Source organism: Citrobacter sp. MNAZ 1397 (genome assembly GCF_023613995.1).
GTDB lineage: Bacteria > Pseudomonadota > Gammaproteobacteria > Enterobacterales > Enterobacteriaceae > Phytobacter > Phytobacter ursingii.
This window is the reverse complement of record NZ_JAKIVH010000001.1, coordinates 1,073,486-1,089,404: the sequence shown is the minus strand read 5'-3', so window position 1 is coordinate 1,089,404 and position 15,919 is coordinate 1,073,486. Positions and strand designations below refer to the sequence as shown.

The 15,919-nt window shown below is 53.8% G+C and carries 15 protein-coding genes; 12 read left to right on the top strand and 3 right to left on the bottom strand.

Translation table 11 applies throughout. From position 1 onward, the window contains the following. Window positions 1-37: 37 nt before the first annotated feature. On the top strand, window positions 38-967 hold the full coding sequence (gene tus, locus L2097_RS05030) for a DNA replication terminus site-binding protein (RefSeq protein ID WP_250352248.1): 930 nt from the start codon (window positions 38-40) through the stop codon (window positions 965-967). Here tus and fumC read toward each other — a convergent pair. Both fumC and fumA read right to left on the bottom strand, forming a co-directional pair. Then, a complete protein-coding gene (gene fumC, locus L2097_RS05025) occupies window positions 964-2,364 on the bottom strand; it encodes a class II fumarate hydratase (RefSeq protein ID WP_250352247.1) in 1,401 nt (466 codons plus the stop codon). The two genes, tus and fumC, sit on opposite strands and share 4 nt — an antisense overlap. Before the next feature lie 145 nt (window positions 2,365-2,509). Next, a complete protein-coding gene (gene fumA / locus L2097_RS05020; protein WP_229220666.1) occupies window positions 2,510-4,156 on the bottom strand; it encodes a class I fumarate hydratase FumA in 1,647 nt (548 codons plus the stop codon). Window positions 4,157-4,354: 198 nt separating this feature from the next. Between fumA and manA the strand changes: the two genes are divergently transcribed. The 4 genes from manA to add all read left to right on the top strand — a co-directional run bounded on the left by manA (window position 4,355) and on the right by add (window position 9,045). Then, window positions 4,355-5,533, top strand: a complete 1,179-nt coding sequence (gene manA / locus L2097_RS05015) for a mannose-6-phosphate isomerase (protein WP_250352246.1) — start codon at window positions 4,355-4,357, stop codon at window positions 5,531-5,533. Window positions 5,534-5,631: 98 nt separating this feature from the next. Further along, entirely contained in the window at window positions 5,632-7,185 is a 1,554-nt protein-coding gene (locus tag L2097_RS05010) for a YdgA family protein (RefSeq protein ID WP_047370059.1), read from the top strand. A gap of 222 nt (window positions 7,186-7,407) precedes the next feature. Further along, a complete protein-coding gene (gene uspF, locus L2097_RS05005) occupies window positions 7,408-7,842 on the top strand; it encodes a universal stress protein UspF (protein WP_047370058.1) in 435 nt (144 codons plus the stop codon). A 201-nt stretch (window positions 7,843-8,043) separates the two neighbouring features. Then, entirely contained in the window at window positions 8,044-9,045 is a 1,002-nt protein-coding gene (gene add, locus L2097_RS05000; protein ID WP_250352245.1) for an adenosine deaminase, read from the top strand. A gap of 32 nt (window positions 9,046-9,077) precedes the next feature. On the opposite strand, the gene L2097_RS04995 is transcribed toward add, so the two are convergent. Beyond that, on the bottom strand, window positions 9,078-10,118 hold the full coding sequence (locus tag L2097_RS04995) for an oxidoreductase (RefSeq protein ID WP_250352244.1): 1,041 nt from the start codon (window positions 10,116-10,118) through the stop codon (window positions 9,078-9,080). Window positions 10,119-10,332: 214 nt separating this feature from the next. On the opposite strand from L2097_RS04995, the gene blr reads away from it, so the two are divergent. The 7 genes from blr to rsxD all read left to right on the top strand — a co-directional run bounded on the left by blr (window position 10,333) and on the right by rsxD (window position 15,915). Then, a complete protein-coding gene (gene blr, locus L2097_RS04990) occupies window positions 10,333-10,470 on the top strand; it encodes a division septum protein Blr (protein WP_041851532.1) in 138 nt (45 codons plus the stop codon). A 239-nt stretch (window positions 10,471-10,709) separates the two neighbouring features. Next, the gene (gene ydgT, locus L2097_RS04985) at window positions 10,710-10,925 is read left to right on the top strand and encodes a transcription modulator YdgT (protein ID WP_041851533.1); all 216 of its coding nucleotides are present in this window, start codon (window positions 10,710-10,712) and stop codon (window positions 10,923-10,925) included. Window positions 10,926-10,999: 74 nt separating this feature from the next. Then, window positions 11,000-11,437 (top strand): DUF2569 domain-containing protein, encoded by a 438-nt coding sequence (locus L2097_RS04980; protein ID WP_250352243.1) that lies wholly within the window; start codon window positions 11,000-11,002, stop codon window positions 11,435-11,437. Between the two features lie 77 nt (window positions 11,438-11,514). Then, window positions 11,515-12,096: an electron transport complex subunit RsxA gene (rsxA, locus tag L2097_RS04975; protein ID WP_041851535.1), complete on the top strand. Its 582-nt coding sequence runs from the start codon at window positions 11,515-11,517 to the stop codon at window positions 12,094-12,096. Further along, window positions 12,096-12,674 (top strand): electron transport complex subunit RsxB, encoded by a 579-nt coding sequence (gene rsxB, locus L2097_RS04970; RefSeq protein WP_047370054.1) that lies wholly within the window; start codon window positions 12,096-12,098, stop codon window positions 12,672-12,674. The genes rsxA and rsxB overlap by 1 nt, the downstream gene beginning before the upstream one ends. Next, on the top strand, window positions 12,667-14,862 hold the full coding sequence (gene rsxC, locus L2097_RS04965) for an electron transport complex subunit RsxC (protein WP_250352242.1): 2,196 nt from the start codon (window positions 12,667-12,669) through the stop codon (window positions 14,860-14,862). Before rsxB ends, rsxC begins: the two co-directional genes overlap by 8 nt. Beyond that, a complete protein-coding gene (gene rsxD / locus L2097_RS04960) occupies window positions 14,863-15,915 on the top strand; it encodes an electron transport complex subunit RsxD (protein ID WP_085007303.1) in 1,053 nt (350 codons plus the stop codon). Window positions 15,916-15,919 lie beyond the last annotated feature (4 nt).

The following is a 15,919-nucleotide window of genomic DNA, read 5'->3' as shown; positions in this document are numbered from 1 at the left end:
TACAACATAAGTATGTTGTAACTAAAGGAATGAAAAAATGGCCGCGTACGACCTGATTGAACGCCTGAACACCACCTTTCGCCAGCTCGAACAAGAACTGGCAGGCTTAAAAGGGCAACTCGCCGATTGCCGTTTACTGGCGGGCCGCGTTTTCACTCTGCCGGATGTTGCCAAAGGCGCGGAGCACGAGCCGCTGCCTGCCATTCAGGTTAAGCAACTGGTGGGCAAGCGTGCCGCTGACGCTGCCTTGCGCCACTATACCCATCTGTTTATCCAGCAACAGTCGGAGAACCGCAGCAGTAAAGCCGCCGTGCGTTTGCCTGGGGTCATTTGCTATCAGGTGGATGTGCCAACCCGTACCCGACTTGAGCAGACGATTAACACCATTAATGCCCTGAAAATGACCTTTGAACGCATTGTGACCGTCGATTCCGGACTGGCAGCGACTGCCCGCTTCGAGTGGGTGCATCGCCATTTACCCGGTCTGATTACACTTAATGCTTACCGCACCCTGACTCACCTGCGCGACCCCGCCACGTTGCGCTTTGGCTGGGCTAACAAGCATATCATCAAGAATTTTACCCGCGATGAGGTGCTCGCACTCCTTGATAAAAGCCGTAAATCGCCGCGCGCCGTCGCTCCCTGGACGCGAGAACAGTGGCAGGAGCGTCTTGAGCAAGAGTACGCCGCCATTGCCTCTTTGCCGCAGCAGGCGCACCTGAAAATTAAACGTCCGGTAAAGGTACAGCCGATAGCACGCGTCTGGTATGCGGACTCGCAAAAGCAGGTGCAGTACGCCTGCCCGACGCCGCTGATTGCGCTGGTAAGTGAAGAACACGGCGGGAAAGTGCCGGACATCGGCGAACTGTTGAATTACCAGGAAGATAATGTCCAGCACCGTTATAAACCGCAGGCGCAGCCGTTGACGCTACTAATTCCCCGGCTGCATCTGTATCTTGCCGATTAAACGGGCTTCATGCTGCCCACCATCGATTCCGGACGTACCCAACTGTCAAACTCGGCTTCGGTCAGGTAGCCGAGCGCCAGCGCCGAAGCCTTGAGCGTCAGGCCTTCTTTATGGGCTTTTTTGGCAATTTCTGCCGCTTTGTCATAACCGATATGGGTATTCAGGGCAGTCACCAGCATCAGAGACTCATTGAGCAACTGATCGATACGCTCACGATTCGGCTCGATCCCCACCGCACAGTGTTCGTTAAAGCTTTCCATACCATCAGCCAGCAGACGCACCGACTGCAGGAAGTTATGGATAACCATGGGCCGGAAGACGTTGAGCTCAAAATTACCGGATGCGCCTCCCATATTGACCGCCACGTCGTTACCCATCACCTGACAACAGAGCATGGTCATGGCTTCACATTGCGTGGGGTTGACTTTACCCGGCATGATGGAGCTTCCCGGTTCATTCTCCGGAATAGAAATTTCGCCAATCCCACAACGCGGGCCGGAAGCCAGCCAGCGCACGTCATTAGCTATTTTCATCAATGATGCCGCCAGCCCTTTCAGCGCACCGTGGGCATGAACCAGTGCATCACAGGTGGCCAGCGCCTCAAATTTGTTCGGTGCGGTAATAAACGGTTGCCGGGTAAAGGTGGCCAGCTCTTCTGCTACTCGTCTGGCATATTCCGGATGGGTATTGAGCCCGGTTCCCACCGCCGTCCCGCCAAGCGCCAGCTCGCCCAGGTGCGGCAGGCTCAGTTCGATGTGTTTGAGGTTATGCTCCAGCATCGCCACCCAACCGGAAATCTCCTGGCCGAGCGTTAGCGGCGTGGCGTCCTGTAGGTGAGTACGACCAATTTTGACAATATCGGCGAAGGCAATCGCTTTTTCATTCAATGTTTTTTTCAGCACCAGAAGCTGAGGCAGCAAATGTTCGCGCAGAGCAATCACCGCCGCCACGTGCATCGCCGTAGGGAAAACGTCATTCGAGCTTTGGCTTTTGTTAACATCGTCATTCGGGTGCACTTTGCGCCCCATACCACGTTCGCCGCCAAGCAATTCGCTGGCACGGTTCGCCAGAACCTCGTTCATGTTCATGTTGCTCTGGGTGCCGGAACCTGTTTGCCAGATAGCCAGTGGGAATTCATCCGGGTGTTTTCCGGCAAGCACCTCATCAGCCGCGTCGATAATGGCTTGTGCTTTTTCCGCTGTCAGCAGCCCTAAATCCTGATTGACCTTTGCCGCCGCACGTTTGGTCAGTGCCAGTGCGTGGATAAGCGAGACCGGCATTTTTTCCGTCGAGATGCGAAAATGCTCAAGCGACCGTTGGGTTTGCGCCCCCCACAACTTGTCTGCCGGGACGTCAATCGCGCCCATCGAATCTTTCTCACTACGATGCGTTGTCATTACTTTCTCCCTGTTACGAAGTGATGTTGAGTACCGACATTGCTCACCTGCAAACAAAGCTTAAGTATTGATGCTTGTTATGACGACGTTTATTGCTTCGTGCGCTTAACCGGTGCAAAAAAACCGCCCCGAGGGGCGGCAGGTTTTATTTTACACAGCGTGCGCACTGGCCCGACTGGATTTGCTGGAAGAAATCATTCCCTTTGTCATCCACGAGGATAAAGGCCGGGAAATCTTCAACATCGATTTTCCAGATAGCTTCCATACCCAGTTCCGGGTAAGCCACACATTCAAGGCTCTTGATGCTGTTTTGCGCCAGAATCGCCGCCGGACCGCCGATACTGCCAAGGTAAAAACCACCGTGTTTATGGCAGGCATCGGTCACCTGCTGGCTACGGTTGCCTTTTGCCAGCATGATCATGCTGCCGCCTTGTGACTGCAACTGGTCAACGTATGAGTCCATACGCCCGGCGGTAGTTGGGCCAAGTGAGCCGGAAGCATATCCCTCCGGCGTCTTCGCGGGTCCCGCATAGTAGATGGGGTGATCTTTCACATACTGCGGCAGCGGCTTGCCTTCATCCATCAGCTCTTTAAGCTTCGCATGCGCAATATCACGCGCCACGATGATAGTCCCGGTCAGCGACAGGCGTGTGGATACCGGATACTGTTTGAGCTGGCCGAGGATCTCTTCCATCGGACGGTTAAGGTTGACCTTCACCGCCTCGCCCTCACCGGCCTGGCGCAGCGCTTGCGGAATGTACTTGCCGGGGTTTTGCTCCAGTTTTTCCAGCCAAATGCCTTCACGGTTAATTTTGGCTTTGATGTTACGGTCAGCCGAGCAGGAAACTCCCATCCCCACAGGACAAGAGGCACCGTGGCGCGGCAGGCGAATCACGCGGATATCATGCGCAAAGTATTTACCGCCAAACTGCGCGCCAAGGCCGAGCTGTTGGGCTTCAAGCAGCAGTTCTTTTTCCAGTTGCACATCGCGGAACGCCTGACCGTGCTCATTACCTTCGGTGGGCAGGCCATCGTAATACTTGGTCGACGCCAGTTTGACCGTTTTGAGCGTGGCCTCTGCACTGGTGCCGCCAATCACAAAGGCGATGTGGTACGGCGGGCAGGCAGCCGTGCCAAGGGTACGCATTTTCTCGACCAGATACCCTTTCAGTTTCGCCGGGGTGATCAGCGCTTTCGTTTCCTGATACAGATAGGTTTTATTGGCGGAGCCGCCCCCTTTGGCGATGCAAAGGAATTTATACTCGTCGCCATCAACGCTATACAAATCGATCTGTGCCGGCAGATTAGTCCCGGTATTGACCTCTTTGTACATATCCAGCGGCGCGTTTTGCGAATAACGCAGGTTATCTTCGATAAAGGTGTTATAGACACCGCGCGCTAAGGCCGCCTCATCGCCGCCCCCCGTCCACACGCGCTGCCCCTTTTTACCCATAATGATGGCCGTGCCGGTATCCTGGCAGGTGGGCAAAATACCTTTTGCGGCAATCTCGGAGTTACGCAGGAATTGCAGCGCGACATATTTGTCATTTTCGCTGGCATCCGGATCGCTGAGGATATCGGCAACCTGTTGCTGATGTGCCGGGCGCAGCAGGAAGGAGGCATCGTGGAAGGCATGTTGCGCCAGAAGGGTCAGCGCCTGAGGATCGACTTTGAGGACTTCCTGACCATCAAACTCGGCGACGGAAACGTAATCGCTGCTGAGTAAATAATATTCGGTTTCGTCCTTTTTCAGCGGAAAAGGCTCTTGATAATAAAAAGGTTTATTCGACATTGTTCTCTCACTTACAGCACGAACTGGTTATTGTTTCGGCAGGACATCCATCTGCCACAAAAAAGCGAGTCCGCATATCCTACACAATTATTTAACAAAAACTGAGACTAGTACGACTTTTTGCCTGCTCTGATTACTTCGAACAAATTTATTGCTTTAATACGAGCAATCAAGTTGACCACGATGAAGGGCGGGATAATGCAAAAACTCATTAACTCAGTGCAGCACTATGCCTGGGGAAGTAAAAACGCGTTAACGGAACTCTATGGCATTGCCAACCCAGACAACCAGCCTATGGCCGAGTTGTGGATGGGCGCTCATCCAAAGAGCAGCTCAAAAGTGCAGGATGCACAGGGACATCTTCTCTCGCTTCGCGAGATGATTGAACAGGATAAAGCAGGTCTACTGGGCAGCGCGGTCGCCGAACGTTTCGGCGAGCTGCCCTTTTTGTTTAAGGTGCTGTGCGCCGACCAGCCCTTGTCTATTCAGGTGCACCCGAACAAACACGCGTCTGAAATCGGTTTTGCGAAAGAGAACGCCGCCGGTATTCCACTCGATGCGGCCGAGCGTAACTACAAAGACCCGAACCATAAGCCGGAACTGGTCTTTGCACTGACGCCCTTCCTGGCGATGAACGCCTTCCGTCCGTTCTCTGAGATTGTCTCGCTGTTGCAGCCGGTGGCGGGCGCTAATCAGGCTATCGCTCACTTCTTGCAAGAACCCGGTGCGGAACGCCTGAGCCAACTGTTCGCCAGCCTGCTGAATCTGAAGGGTGATGAGAAATCGCGGGCGCTGGCGGTACTGAAAGCGGCACTCAACGGCCAGCAGGGCGAACCGTGGCAAACTATTCGTGTGATTTCTGAGTTTTATCCCGATGACAGCGGCCTGTTCTCCCCGCTGCTGCTTAATGTGGTGAAACTCAATCCGGGTGAAGCGATGTTCCTGTTCGCCGAAACCCCGCATGCCTATCTACAGGGGGTTGCGCTGGAGGTCATGGCCAACTCCGATAACGTACTGCGCGCGGGATTGACGCCGAAATATATCGACATTCCGGAACTGGTGGCAAATGTGAAATTCACCCCTAAAGCGGCCGGTGAATTACTGACACAACCCGTAAAACAGGCGTCCGCTCTGGAGTTCCCGATCCCGGTTGATGATTTTGCTTTTTCGCTGCATGACCTTTCAACCACCGGAAGCGATCTGGCACAGCAGAGCGCGGCCATCCTGTTTTGCGTGGAAGGCGAAGCGGTACTCAGCAAGGGCGATGAGACACTGGTGCTGAAACCCGGCGAATCGGCATTTATTAGCGCCAGCGAATCTCCTGTGCGGGTAAGCGGCGTGGGCAGACTGGCGCGGGTCTACAATAAGCTCAACTAGTTACTGAACTTTTTAGCAAGGATTGCTAAGCTCTACAGAGCCTTTTCACATACCCAGGCGGATGATCCCGCCTGGTTTTATTTTTAGGGATAATAACGATGAAAAAAACGCTGGTTGCTGCCGGAGTTGTTATTGCGCTGGGGATCATCTGGACAGGTGGTGCCTGGTACACGGGTAAACAGCTTGAAAGCCGTCTGGGTGAGATGATTAGCCAGGCGAATGAACAGATTAAACGCACCGCGCCTGAAGCCAGCGTGGAGTTATCCTCTCAAAATTACCATCGGGGTCTGTTCAGCAGCCAGATGGAACTGGTGGTAAAACCGGTCGAGGGTAAGGAAAACCCATGGTTTAAGCCGGGCCAGACCATCGTACTGCATGAAAATATTGACCATGGTCCTTTCCCGCTGGCGCAACTTAAAACGTTGAACGTCGTCCCGTCCATGGCATCGGTTCATTCCACGCTCGTCAACAATGAGATGACAAAGCCGCTGTTTGATATCGCGAAAGGGCAATCGCCATTCGTTGCTGAGACCCGCATCAGTTACAGCGGCGATACCCGTACGGATCTCACGCTGCGTCCGCTTAACTCGGAAAAAGAGGGCGAGAAAGTGGCCTTTAGCGGTGGTGAATTCCGTATAAGTTCCGATAAAGACGGCAATGCGATTACCGTCAGCGGCCAGGCGCAGAGCGCGCTGGTTGATACGGTTAACGAATACGGTCAGAAAATTCAGCTCTCGCTCAACAACCTGAAAACCGAGGGGACCACCCAACTCGCCAGCTTCAACGAGCGCGTTGGCAGCCAGAAAGTGACCCTCGACAAGCTGGCTATCTCTGTTGAGAACAAAGAGATGGCTGTCATTGAAGGAATGAATCTGAACGGCAAATCCGAAGTCGCGAAAGATAACAAAACCATTAATAGCCAGCTCGATTACACCATCCAGAGCCTGAAAATCCAGAATCAGGAAATGGGCAGCGGCAACCTGACGCTGAAGATTGGCCAGATTGACGGCGAGGCCTGGCACCAGTTTAGCCAGCAGTATAATGCCCAGACACAGGCATTGATGGCGCAGCCCGATGTCATGAAAGACCCGGCGCTGTATCAGCAAAAAGCGGCGGAAGCCTTCTTTAATGCCTTCCCGTTGCTGTTAAAAGGCGAGCCGGTCATTACCATTGCCCCGCTGAGCTGGAAAAACAGCAAAGGTGAAACGGCACTGAACCTCTCCCTGTTCCTGAAAAATCCGGCCGCAGATACGGCGGTTACCGCGCCGCAGACGCTGGCCCAGGAAGTGGATAAAAATGTGAAGTCTCTGGATAGCAAACTGACCATCCCGATGGATATGGCGGTGGAGTTTATGACGCAGATTGCGAAACTGGAAGGCTACCAGCAGGATGAAGCAGCCAAACTGGCAAGCCAGCAGGTGAAAGGCCTGGCGGCAATGGGTCAGATGTTCCGTATTACGACCCTGGAAAACAATACCATTGGCACCAGCCTGCAGTATGCCAATGGTCAGGTGACACTGAACGGCGAGAAAATGTCGCTGGACGAGTTTGTTGGTATGTTCGGCCTGCCCTCAATGCCACTGCAGGAAGATTCACCGGAAACACCGGATGATCCGACAGCACCTGTCGAACCTGCGGTGCCACAACAGTAACCCTAAAGCCCCTTTCAGGGGCTTTTTTTTAAGCGCTATAAGCACTTCAACACCGCCGCCACGCAACTCATCCACGACGCTCGCTACATTGGCAAAATAACAATGACGCTACGACAAAAGTTGTAATTGCTGTTATTTACCGGGAACTGAAACCGATCACACACTTTTTTTATGGTTAATGGCGTACTATTTAACCTGTATGAAATCATACAGGAGGTCTATATGTATCGCTCCATATTAGTACCCATCGATATTTCTGAAAGCGAACTGACCCGACAGGTCATCCCGTATGTTCAGGCGCATGCCGTTATCAATATTGCGAAAGTCCATTTTTTGACGGTTATTCCTTCTCATCCTTATTATTCAACGCTGGGACTGGCGTATTCAGCTGCATTACCAAAATTAAAAGACCTGCAGGAAGAGGCGCTATCGCGACTGAATGAAATCGTCAAAGAGTTTAAAATTCCCATGGAAAAAGTTCAGACGCATGCTGTTACCGGGACGCCGAAGGATCAGATCCTTAAACTCGCCGACAGTGTAAAAGCCGATCTCATCATCATTGCTTCACACCGACCGGATATGACCACCTATTTGTTAGGCTCAAATGCCGCTGCTGTGGTCCGGCACGCAAAATGCCCGGTACTGGTTGTTCGTTAACTATCTGAACACGTCGCGATAAACGACATCACTCCCCCTGTGACGTTGCAGGGGGAGATAAAAAGCATAAGCCGCTCTTAGCCATTCTTAACCGCAGACGCGAAAAGCTTCATTATAAGTTCAATCTATTATCATTAATGCTGATGCGCTGTCGGCATGTGGTATAATGTATCGCACTTTACCTAAAATAAGAGTGCGACCATGATTGATACCAACCTGCCATTAACTGATATTCATCGCCACCTGGACGGCAACATTCGGGCACAAACCATCCTCGATCTTGGCCGTGAGTTTAATATTACCCTTCCTGCGCAATCTCTTGAAACATTACTGCCACACGTACAGGTCACTGCCAATGAACCCGATCTGGTGAGCTTTCTTGCGAAGCTTGACTGGGGCGTAAAAGTGCTGGCTTCCCTCGATGCCTGCCGTCGCGTGGCTTACGAGAATATGGAAGACGCCGCACGCCAGGGGCTGCATTATGTTGAACTGCGTTTCTCCCCGGGCTATATGGCAATGACGCATAATTTGCCTGTCGCTGGCGTGGTCGAAGCGGTTATCGCTGGCGTGCGCGAAGGCAGCCAGGCGTTTGGCGTTGAAGCGCGTCTAATCGGGATTATGAGTCGTACCTTTGGCGAAGCGGCCTGTTTGCAGGAGCTTGAAGCTCTACTGGCACATCGCGACAGCATCACAGCACTGGACCTCGCGGGCGATGAGCTGGGCTTTCCAGGTAGTCTGTTCCTGCCCCATTTTAATCGCGCACGCGATGCAGGCTGGCATATCACCGTCCATGCAGGCGAAGCGGCTGGCCCTGAAAGCATCTGGCAAGCGATTCGTGAACTGGGCGCCGAGCGCATTGGTCATGGGGTAAAAGCGATTGAAGACCCGGCACTGATGGCCTTTCTTGCCGAACAGCGCATTGGAATCGAATCCTGTCTGACCTCCAATATCCAGACCAGTACCGTGTCGTCGCTGACACGACATCCCCTGAAAACTTTCCTTGAGCATGGCGTGCTGGCCTCGATTAACACAGATGATCCGGCCGTACAGGGTGTGGATATTAGCCATGAGTATCAGATTGCTGCACCGGCCGCCGGACTGAGTCGCGACCAGATTCGTCAGGCGCAGATCAACGGCCTGCAAATCGCATTTCTCTCTGTGGCGGAAAAACAGGCGCTCAGAGAAAAAGTTTTGCAGGGCTAAAACAATGCCGCTCGGTTGAGCGGCATTTTTAGTCAGGTCAGATTAAGCGTCGCGCGATGTTTTGCCGACTCAATCCCCAGTTCGATAAGTTCCATTATCTGGATTGCCTGACTCGCCGGAACCGGGTTCTCACCCGCGCCGTTTAACGCATCGCGAATAGCCGCATAATAGGCGGGATAGTTGCCCGGCACCGTCAGCCAGGTTTCTTCAATGCGGGCATCGCCATTGACACGGGTTAAGACCCCGTCGCGCATATCGTATCCCCAGTCTTCTTGTGGCAGTTTTGCTCCCGATTTCAGGCGTTCTTCCTGCGGGTCGAGGCCAAACTTCACGTAACTCCCACGCGTACCATGGACGATGTAGCGCGCTGATTCCGCCGCCGCCAGCATGGTGCCATGAAGAATAACTCTGCGCTGCGGATAAGAGAGCACCGCATGGAAATAATCTGTCGCCTGCGCGCCCGGACGCAGTTGCGCCAGGTCCACTGTCAGGGAGACGGGCAGACCAAACAGGTTTACAGCCTGATCCAGTAAATGCGGGGCCAGATCGTACCAGATACCGCTTCCCGGGCCCGCCTGTTCACGCCAGCGGTTACGAATTTCCGGGCGATAGCGGTCAAAATGGGATTCGAAAAAGGTCACCTCACCTAAAGCACCATCTGCCAGCAAGGTTTTTAGCGTCAGAAAGTCGCTATCCCAGCGGCGGTTATGAAACACGGATAAGACGCGACCACAGCTTTTTGCCAGCGCATCCAGCTCCCTGGCCTGTGACAACGTCACCGTAAAGGGTTTATCGACAACCACATGTTTGCCCGCTTCCAGTGCCGCTTTAGCCAGTGGGAAATGGGTATCGTTAGGCGTGGGGATGACAATTAAGTCAATTTTGGGATCATTAAATAAGTGTTTCGGTTCCGATACGACCGACACTGCCGGCCAGTCCGACTTCACTTTCGACTCATCGCTACTGGAGATTGCCGCCAACTCCATTCCCGGCGTGCCGTCAATCAACGGTGCATGGAAGGTTTTACTGGCGTAGCCATAACCAATTAGTCCGACACGGATATTGTCACTCATAAAGCGGCCTCTCATTATTGGAATGTGTATTTCACACCATCTCTCTTTCAGGGACAACAGCGACATATGCGCTTAAGAAATTTCTCCTGTGAAAGGGATTCCTCATACCCTCACTGTAATGATACGGAATTATCTAAAAACAGGCGTCAGTCCCTTGTCGTCTGCGGTTTGCCCGGTTAACATCCCTGACCAGACCTAAGGGAGTTGTAGAGTTATGGCCACTATCATCAATCGGATTATTGAATTAACAGGCTGGGTTGTATTGGGTGTTTCGACCGTTCTGCTGGTGTTCGCCAGTCATATTGATAATTACCAGCCGCCGGAACAGAGTATCGTCGCGCAGAAAAAATAAAATACGACGCGAACGTGGACATACCTAAATATGGTACTGCGTTGCGTATTGCCAGGCGTGGCGAAGAGCGCTAATCTTCTTGACGGATGCCGTTCTGGCATCCGCTTAACCTAAAGAAAATTCTTAATTTCATGGCAATACATTCAGAGACAATTTACGTCCTGATAAGCCCGACTATTATTCGAACGAATTACCCGCGAATGTATTAATGCCTTTTTATAACATGGATAACGCTTAAAATGACCGTTCAGGACTATTTATTAAAATTCCGCAAAATCAGTTCCCTTGAAAGTCTGGAAAAATTGTTTGATCACCTTAACTACACTCTGACCGACAACGAAGAAATCATTAACATGTATCGCGCTGCCGATCATCGTCGTGCTGAGCTGGTATCGGGTGGTCGCTTGTTCGATATTGGCCGGGTGCCTAAATCCGTATGGCATTACGTGCAATAACGCCACTGGCATCCGGCGCATAATGCTTTATACTCCCTGGCCGATAAATCCGTGACCGCCTACGAGGAATAAGCATGATAACGACACCTGCAGAGAGAATCGGGGGCTGGCTGCTTGCGCCTTTAGCCTGGTTGCTGGTCGCATTGTTGGGCCAGACGTTACGGCTCCTGGATATCGCTAAAGCACAGATTCCGCTGGTCATTGCCGCCATCGGCGTGCGGCCACTGGCGGAATTGTTGACGTGGTTTGTCTCGTTTGCCTTCGCCGCAGGCGTCTGGTACTACACGCTATGGCTGGTTATCGCCTTTTTTAAACGCCGCCGTAGCGTCCTGAAACATATGATTATCTGGTTACTGATTAGCGTGCTGCTGGCGCTGAAAGCCTTTGCCTTCTCCCCCGTTTCTGACGATGTGGCGGTACGCGGGCTTTTATCGGCATTACTCGCCGCCGCGCTGATTGTGCCCTATTTCAAGCGATCGCAGCGGGTCAAAGCGACCTTTGTGAACCCGTAATAACCTTACAGTTATCCTGTTGTCGCCCGGTGCTGTTTGACCGATAATAGGCGGCTTTTTTTATTTCAGGCCAAATAATGACAGACTATCTGCTGCTATTTATCGGAACCGTTCTGGTCAATAATTTCGTACTGGTGAAATTTCTTGGCCTGTGCCCATTTATGGGGGTTTCGAAAAAACTCGAAGCCGCAATGGGTATGGGTCTCGCTACAACCTTCGTTATCACGCTGGCGTCTATCTGTGCGTGGATTATCGACACCTGGTTGCTCATTCCGCTGGATCTCATCTATCTGCGTACGCTGGCATTTATTCTGGTCATTGCCGTGGTGGTGCAGTTCACCGAAATGGTGGTGCGTAAAACCAGCCCGGCACTGTATCGCCTGCTGGGGATTTTTCTGCCGCTTATCACCACCAACTGTGCGGTGCTGGGCGTGCCGTTGCTGAATATCAACCTCGGGCATAATTTCCTGCAATCCGCGCTGTACGGATTTTCCGCCGCCGTTGGATTTTCGCTGGTCATGGTGCTGTTTGCCGCCATCCGTGAGCGTCTTGTCGTCGCCGATGTGCCAGCGCCGTTTCGCGGTAATGCGATTGCTCTCATTACCGCCGGTTTGATGTCTCTGGCCTTTATGGGCTTTAGTGGTCTGGTGAAGTTGTAATGAATGCAATCTGGATTGCCATCGCGGCCCTGAGCGTACTCGGGTTGTTGTTTGGTGTTGTACTGGGATATGCCTCGCGTCGTTTCGCGGTGGAAGACGATCCCGTCGTCGAGAAAATTGACGATCTTTTGCCGCAGAGCCAGTGTGGGCAATGCGGCTATCCGGGGTGTCGCCCTTATGCTGAGGCCGTTGGCCTGCAGGGTGAGAAAATTAACCGCTGCGCACCGGGCGGGGAAGCGGTGATGTTGAAAATCGCCGAAATGTTAAATGTAGAGCCGCAGCCCATCGACGGCGACGTTGTCGTATCAGAACCGGTACGCATGCTCGCCATTATTGATGAAGCGAACTGCATCGGCTGTACCAAATGTATTCAGGCCTGTCCGGTCGACGCGATAGTCGGCGCGACCCGTGCCATGCACACGGTAATGAGTGACCTTTGTACCGGCTGTAACCTCTGTGTGGATCCATGCCCGACGCAGTGTATTGAACTGCGTCCGGTGGAAACCACCACCGCCAGCTGGAAATGGGATCTGCAGGCCATTCCCGTGCGCATCATTCCCGTGGAACAACATGCTTAAGTTATTTTCTGCTTTTCGCAAAAACAAACTGTGGGATTTCCACGGCGGTATTCATCCGCCGGAAATGAAGACACAGTCCAGCAGTACACCGCTGCGCCAGCTTCCGCTGGCGACGCGTTTTGTTATTCCTTTAAAACAGCATATCGGCGCTGAGGGTGAACTGTGCGTCAGCGTGGGCGATAGCGTGCTCCGTGGTCAACCCCTGACCCGTGGTCGCGGGCGTATGTTGCCGGTTCACGCGCCGACTTCAGGTAAAATTGTCGCCATAGCCCCCCACTCTACCGCGCACCCCTCTGCGCTGCCTGAACTGAGCGTCATTATTGAGGCGGACGGTGAGGATCGCTGGATTGAACGCGACGGCTGGAGCGATTACCGCTCGCGCGATCGCAACGCGCTGATTGAGCGTATTCACCAGTTTGGCGTTGCCGGACTGGGCGGCGCCGGTTTCCCGACCGGCGCGAAACTGAAAAGTGGCGGCGATCTTATTGAGACATTGATTATCAATGCCGCCGAATGTGAACCCTATATCACCGCTGATGATCGCCTGATGCAGGATTGCGCCGCGCAAATAGTCGAAGGCGTGCGCATCCTGATGCATATTCTGCAACCCCGTCAGGTGCTGATCGGTATTGAAGATAACAAACCGCAGGCTATCTCCATGCTGCGTGCGGTGCTGGCGGGTTCGCATGATATCCAGCTGCGCGTCATCCCGACCAAATACCCATCCGGCGGTGCAAAGCAACTGACGCAAATTCTGACCGGCAAGCAGGTTCCTCACGGCGGTCGTTCATCCGATATTGGTGTGCTGATGCAAAACGTCGGCACCGCTTATGCCATTAAGCGCGCCATTATTGACGGCGAACCCCTCACCGAACGTGTAGTGACTTTGACCGGAGAGAGCGTGAGCAAGCCAGGAAACATCTGGGCACGGCTGGGAACACCGGTGCGTCATTTACTCGAACACGCCGGCTTTTGTCCGTCCGCCGAACAACTGGTTATCATGGGTGGACCGTTAATGGGCTTTACCCTGCCCTGGCTCGATGTCCCGGTGGTCAAAATTACCAACTGCCTGTTGGCCCCTTCCGTCAGTGAAATGGGTGAGCAACAGGAAGAGAAAGGCTGTATTCGTTGTAGCGCCTGTGCTGATGCCTGTCCGGCGGACCTGCTGCCGCAGCAGCTTTACTGGTTCAGTAAAGGCCAGCAGCATGACAAAGCCACTGCACACAACCTGTCAGACTGCATTGAATGCGGCGCCTGTGCGTGGGTCTGTCCGAGTAACATCCCGCTGGTGCAGTATTTCCGTCAGGAAAAAGCCGAGATTTACGCTATCTCGCAGGAAGAAAAGCGCAACGCCGAAGCTAAAGCGCGCTTTGAGGCACGCCAGGCCCGTCTGGAGCGGGAAAAAGCCGCACGCGCTGAGCGCCACAAAAAAGCGGCCATTCAACCCGCCGCAAAAGATCAGCAGGCCATTGACGCGGCCCTCGCCCGCGTGCGTGAAAAACAGGCCACCCGCACGCAACCCATCGTGGTTGAGGCCGGAAGCGTGCCGGATAACAGTGAGGTGATTGCCGCCCGCGAGGCGCGTAAGGCGCAGGCGCGCGCGCGTCAGGCAGAAAAAGCGCAGCAACAAGATGTGCCGGAGAGCGCAGCTGTCGCCAGCGAAACTGTCGATCCGCGTAAAGCCGCCGTGGAAGCGGCGATTGCACGCGCTAAAGCCCGCAAAGCCGCAACCTCAGATACGCAGGCGGCTCCTACTAACGCCGAACCAGTCGATCCGCGCAAGGCAGCTGTCGAAGCGGCTATCGCCCGTGCGAAAGCCAAAAAATTACAGCAGCAAGGGACCAGCGACGTCGTTGTGCCAACGGAAGCTCCCGTTGTCGCTGAACCCGTCGATCCGCGAAAGGCAGCCGTCGAAGCGGCTATTGCCCGCGCGAAGGCTAAAAAATTACAGCAGCAAGGGGCCAGCGACGTCGTTGTGCCAACGGAAGCTCCCGTTGCGGCTGAACCCGTCGATCCGCGAAAGGCAGCCGTCGAAGCGGCTATTGCCCGCGCGAAGGCTAAAAAATTACAGCAGCAGGCCGCACCGGCCCCTGCTGCTAATGACGATCCCCGAAAGGCGGCAGTAGCGGCAGCTATCGCCCGGGTTCAGGCAAAAAAAGCCGCTCAGCAAGCAGTTAACGAGGATTAAATGGTTTTCAGAATTGCCAGTTCCCCTTATACCCATAACCAGCGTCAGACATCGCGTATTATGTTGCTGGTCGTGCTTGCGACTGTGCCTGGTATCGCAGCGCAACTCTGGTTCTTCGGCTGGGGAACGCTGTTGCAGATTATCCTTGCCTGCGTGAGTGCGCTGGCGGCGGAAGCGCTGGTATTGCGGTTGCGTAAGCAGCATGTGGGGGCCATCCTCGCAGATAATTCCGCCCTGTTGACAGGTTTACTGCTCGCGGTCAGCATTCCGCCGTTCGCCCCGTGGTGGATGGTGGTCCTGGGTACGGTGTTCGCGGTCATCATTGCCAAGCAACTCTATGGCGGCCTTGGGCATAACCCGTTTAACCCGGCAATGATCGGTTATGTCGTCCTGCTAATTTCCTTCCCGGTACAGATGACCAGTTGGTTACCGCCTTTTGAGATAGCCAAAACGGTTCCTGGCCTGATGGACGCCGTACAAATCATCTTCACCGGACATGCCGCTACCGGCCACACAATGGACAGTCTGCGGATGGGGATTGATGGCATCAGCCAGGCCACGCCGCTGGATACCTTCAAAACATCGCTGCATGCCGGTCACCCGGTTGATGAGATCCTCAAATCGTCGATTTACAGCGGCGTGCTCGCGGGCGCAGGCTGGCAGTGGGTCAATCTGGGTTATCTGTTGGGCGGTCTCTTCCTGCTGTGGCAGAAAACTATTCGCTGGCATATCCCCGTAGCCTTCCTCGTTTCGCTGACGGTATGTTCAACGCTGGGCTGGATTTTTTCACCGCAAAGTCTGGCATCGCCACAACTGCATCTGCTCTCAGGTGCCACCATGTTGGGCGCGTTTTTTATTTTGACTGACCCGGTGACCGCGTCCACCACCAATAAAGGTCGTCTGATTTTCGGTGCCCTTGCAGGGTTGCTGGTCTGGCTTATCCGTAGCTTTGGTGGTTATCCGGATGGCGTGGCGTTCGCCGTGCTACTGGCAAACATTACCGTGCCATTGATTGATTACTTCACACGCCCGCGCGTGTACGGCCATCGTTAAGGAG

Excerpts from the sequence above, each read along its gene's own strand:
- blr (WP_041851532.1), top strand. The coding sequence starts at position 10,333 with ATGGCCACTATCATCAATCGGATTATTGAATTAACAGGCTGGGTTGTA.
- rsxD (WP_085007303.1), top strand. The coding sequence starts at position 14,863 with ATGGTTTTCAGAATTGCCAGTTCCCCTTATACCCATAACCAGCGTCAG.
- add (WP_250352245.1), top strand. The coding sequence starts at position 8,044 with ATGATTGATACCAACCTGCCATTAACTGATATTCATCGCCACCTGGAC.
- L2097_RS04995 (WP_250352244.1), bottom strand. The coding sequence starts at position 10,118 with ATGAGTGACAATATCCGTGTCGGACTAATTGGTTATGGCTACGCCAGT.
- rsxA (WP_041851535.1), top strand. The coding sequence starts at position 11,515 with ATGACAGACTATCTGCTGCTATTTATCGGAACCGTTCTGGTCAATAAT.
- fumC (WP_250352247.1), bottom strand. The coding sequence starts at position 2,364 with ATGACAACGCATCGTAGTGAGAAAGATTCGATGGGCGCGATTGACGTC.
- fumA (WP_229220666.1), bottom strand. The coding sequence starts at position 4,156 with ATGTCGAATAAACCTTTTTATTATCAAGAGCCTTTTCCGCTGAAAAAG.
- tus (WP_250352248.1), top strand. The coding sequence starts at position 38 with ATGGCCGCGTACGACCTGATTGAACGCCTGAACACCACCTTTCGCCAG.
- ydgT (WP_041851533.1), top strand. The coding sequence starts at position 10,710 with ATGACCGTTCAGGACTATTTATTAAAATTCCGCAAAATCAGTTCCCTT.
- rsxB (WP_047370054.1), top strand. The coding sequence starts at position 12,096 with ATGAATGCAATCTGGATTGCCATCGCGGCCCTGAGCGTACTCGGGTTG.
- L2097_RS05010 (WP_047370059.1), top strand. The coding sequence starts at position 5,632 with ATGAAAAAAACGCTGGTTGCTGCCGGAGTTGTTATTGCGCTGGGGATC.
- uspF (WP_047370058.1), top strand. The coding sequence starts at position 7,408 with ATGTATCGCTCCATATTAGTACCCATCGATATTTCTGAAAGCGAACTG.
- L2097_RS04980 (WP_250352243.1), top strand. The coding sequence starts at position 11,000 with ATGATAACGACACCTGCAGAGAGAATCGGGGGCTGGCTGCTTGCGCCT.
- rsxC (WP_250352242.1), top strand. The coding sequence starts at position 12,667 with ATGCTTAAGTTATTTTCTGCTTTTCGCAAAAACAAACTGTGGGATTTC.
- manA (WP_250352246.1), top strand. The coding sequence starts at position 4,355 with ATGCAAAAACTCATTAACTCAGTGCAGCACTATGCCTGGGGAAGTAAA.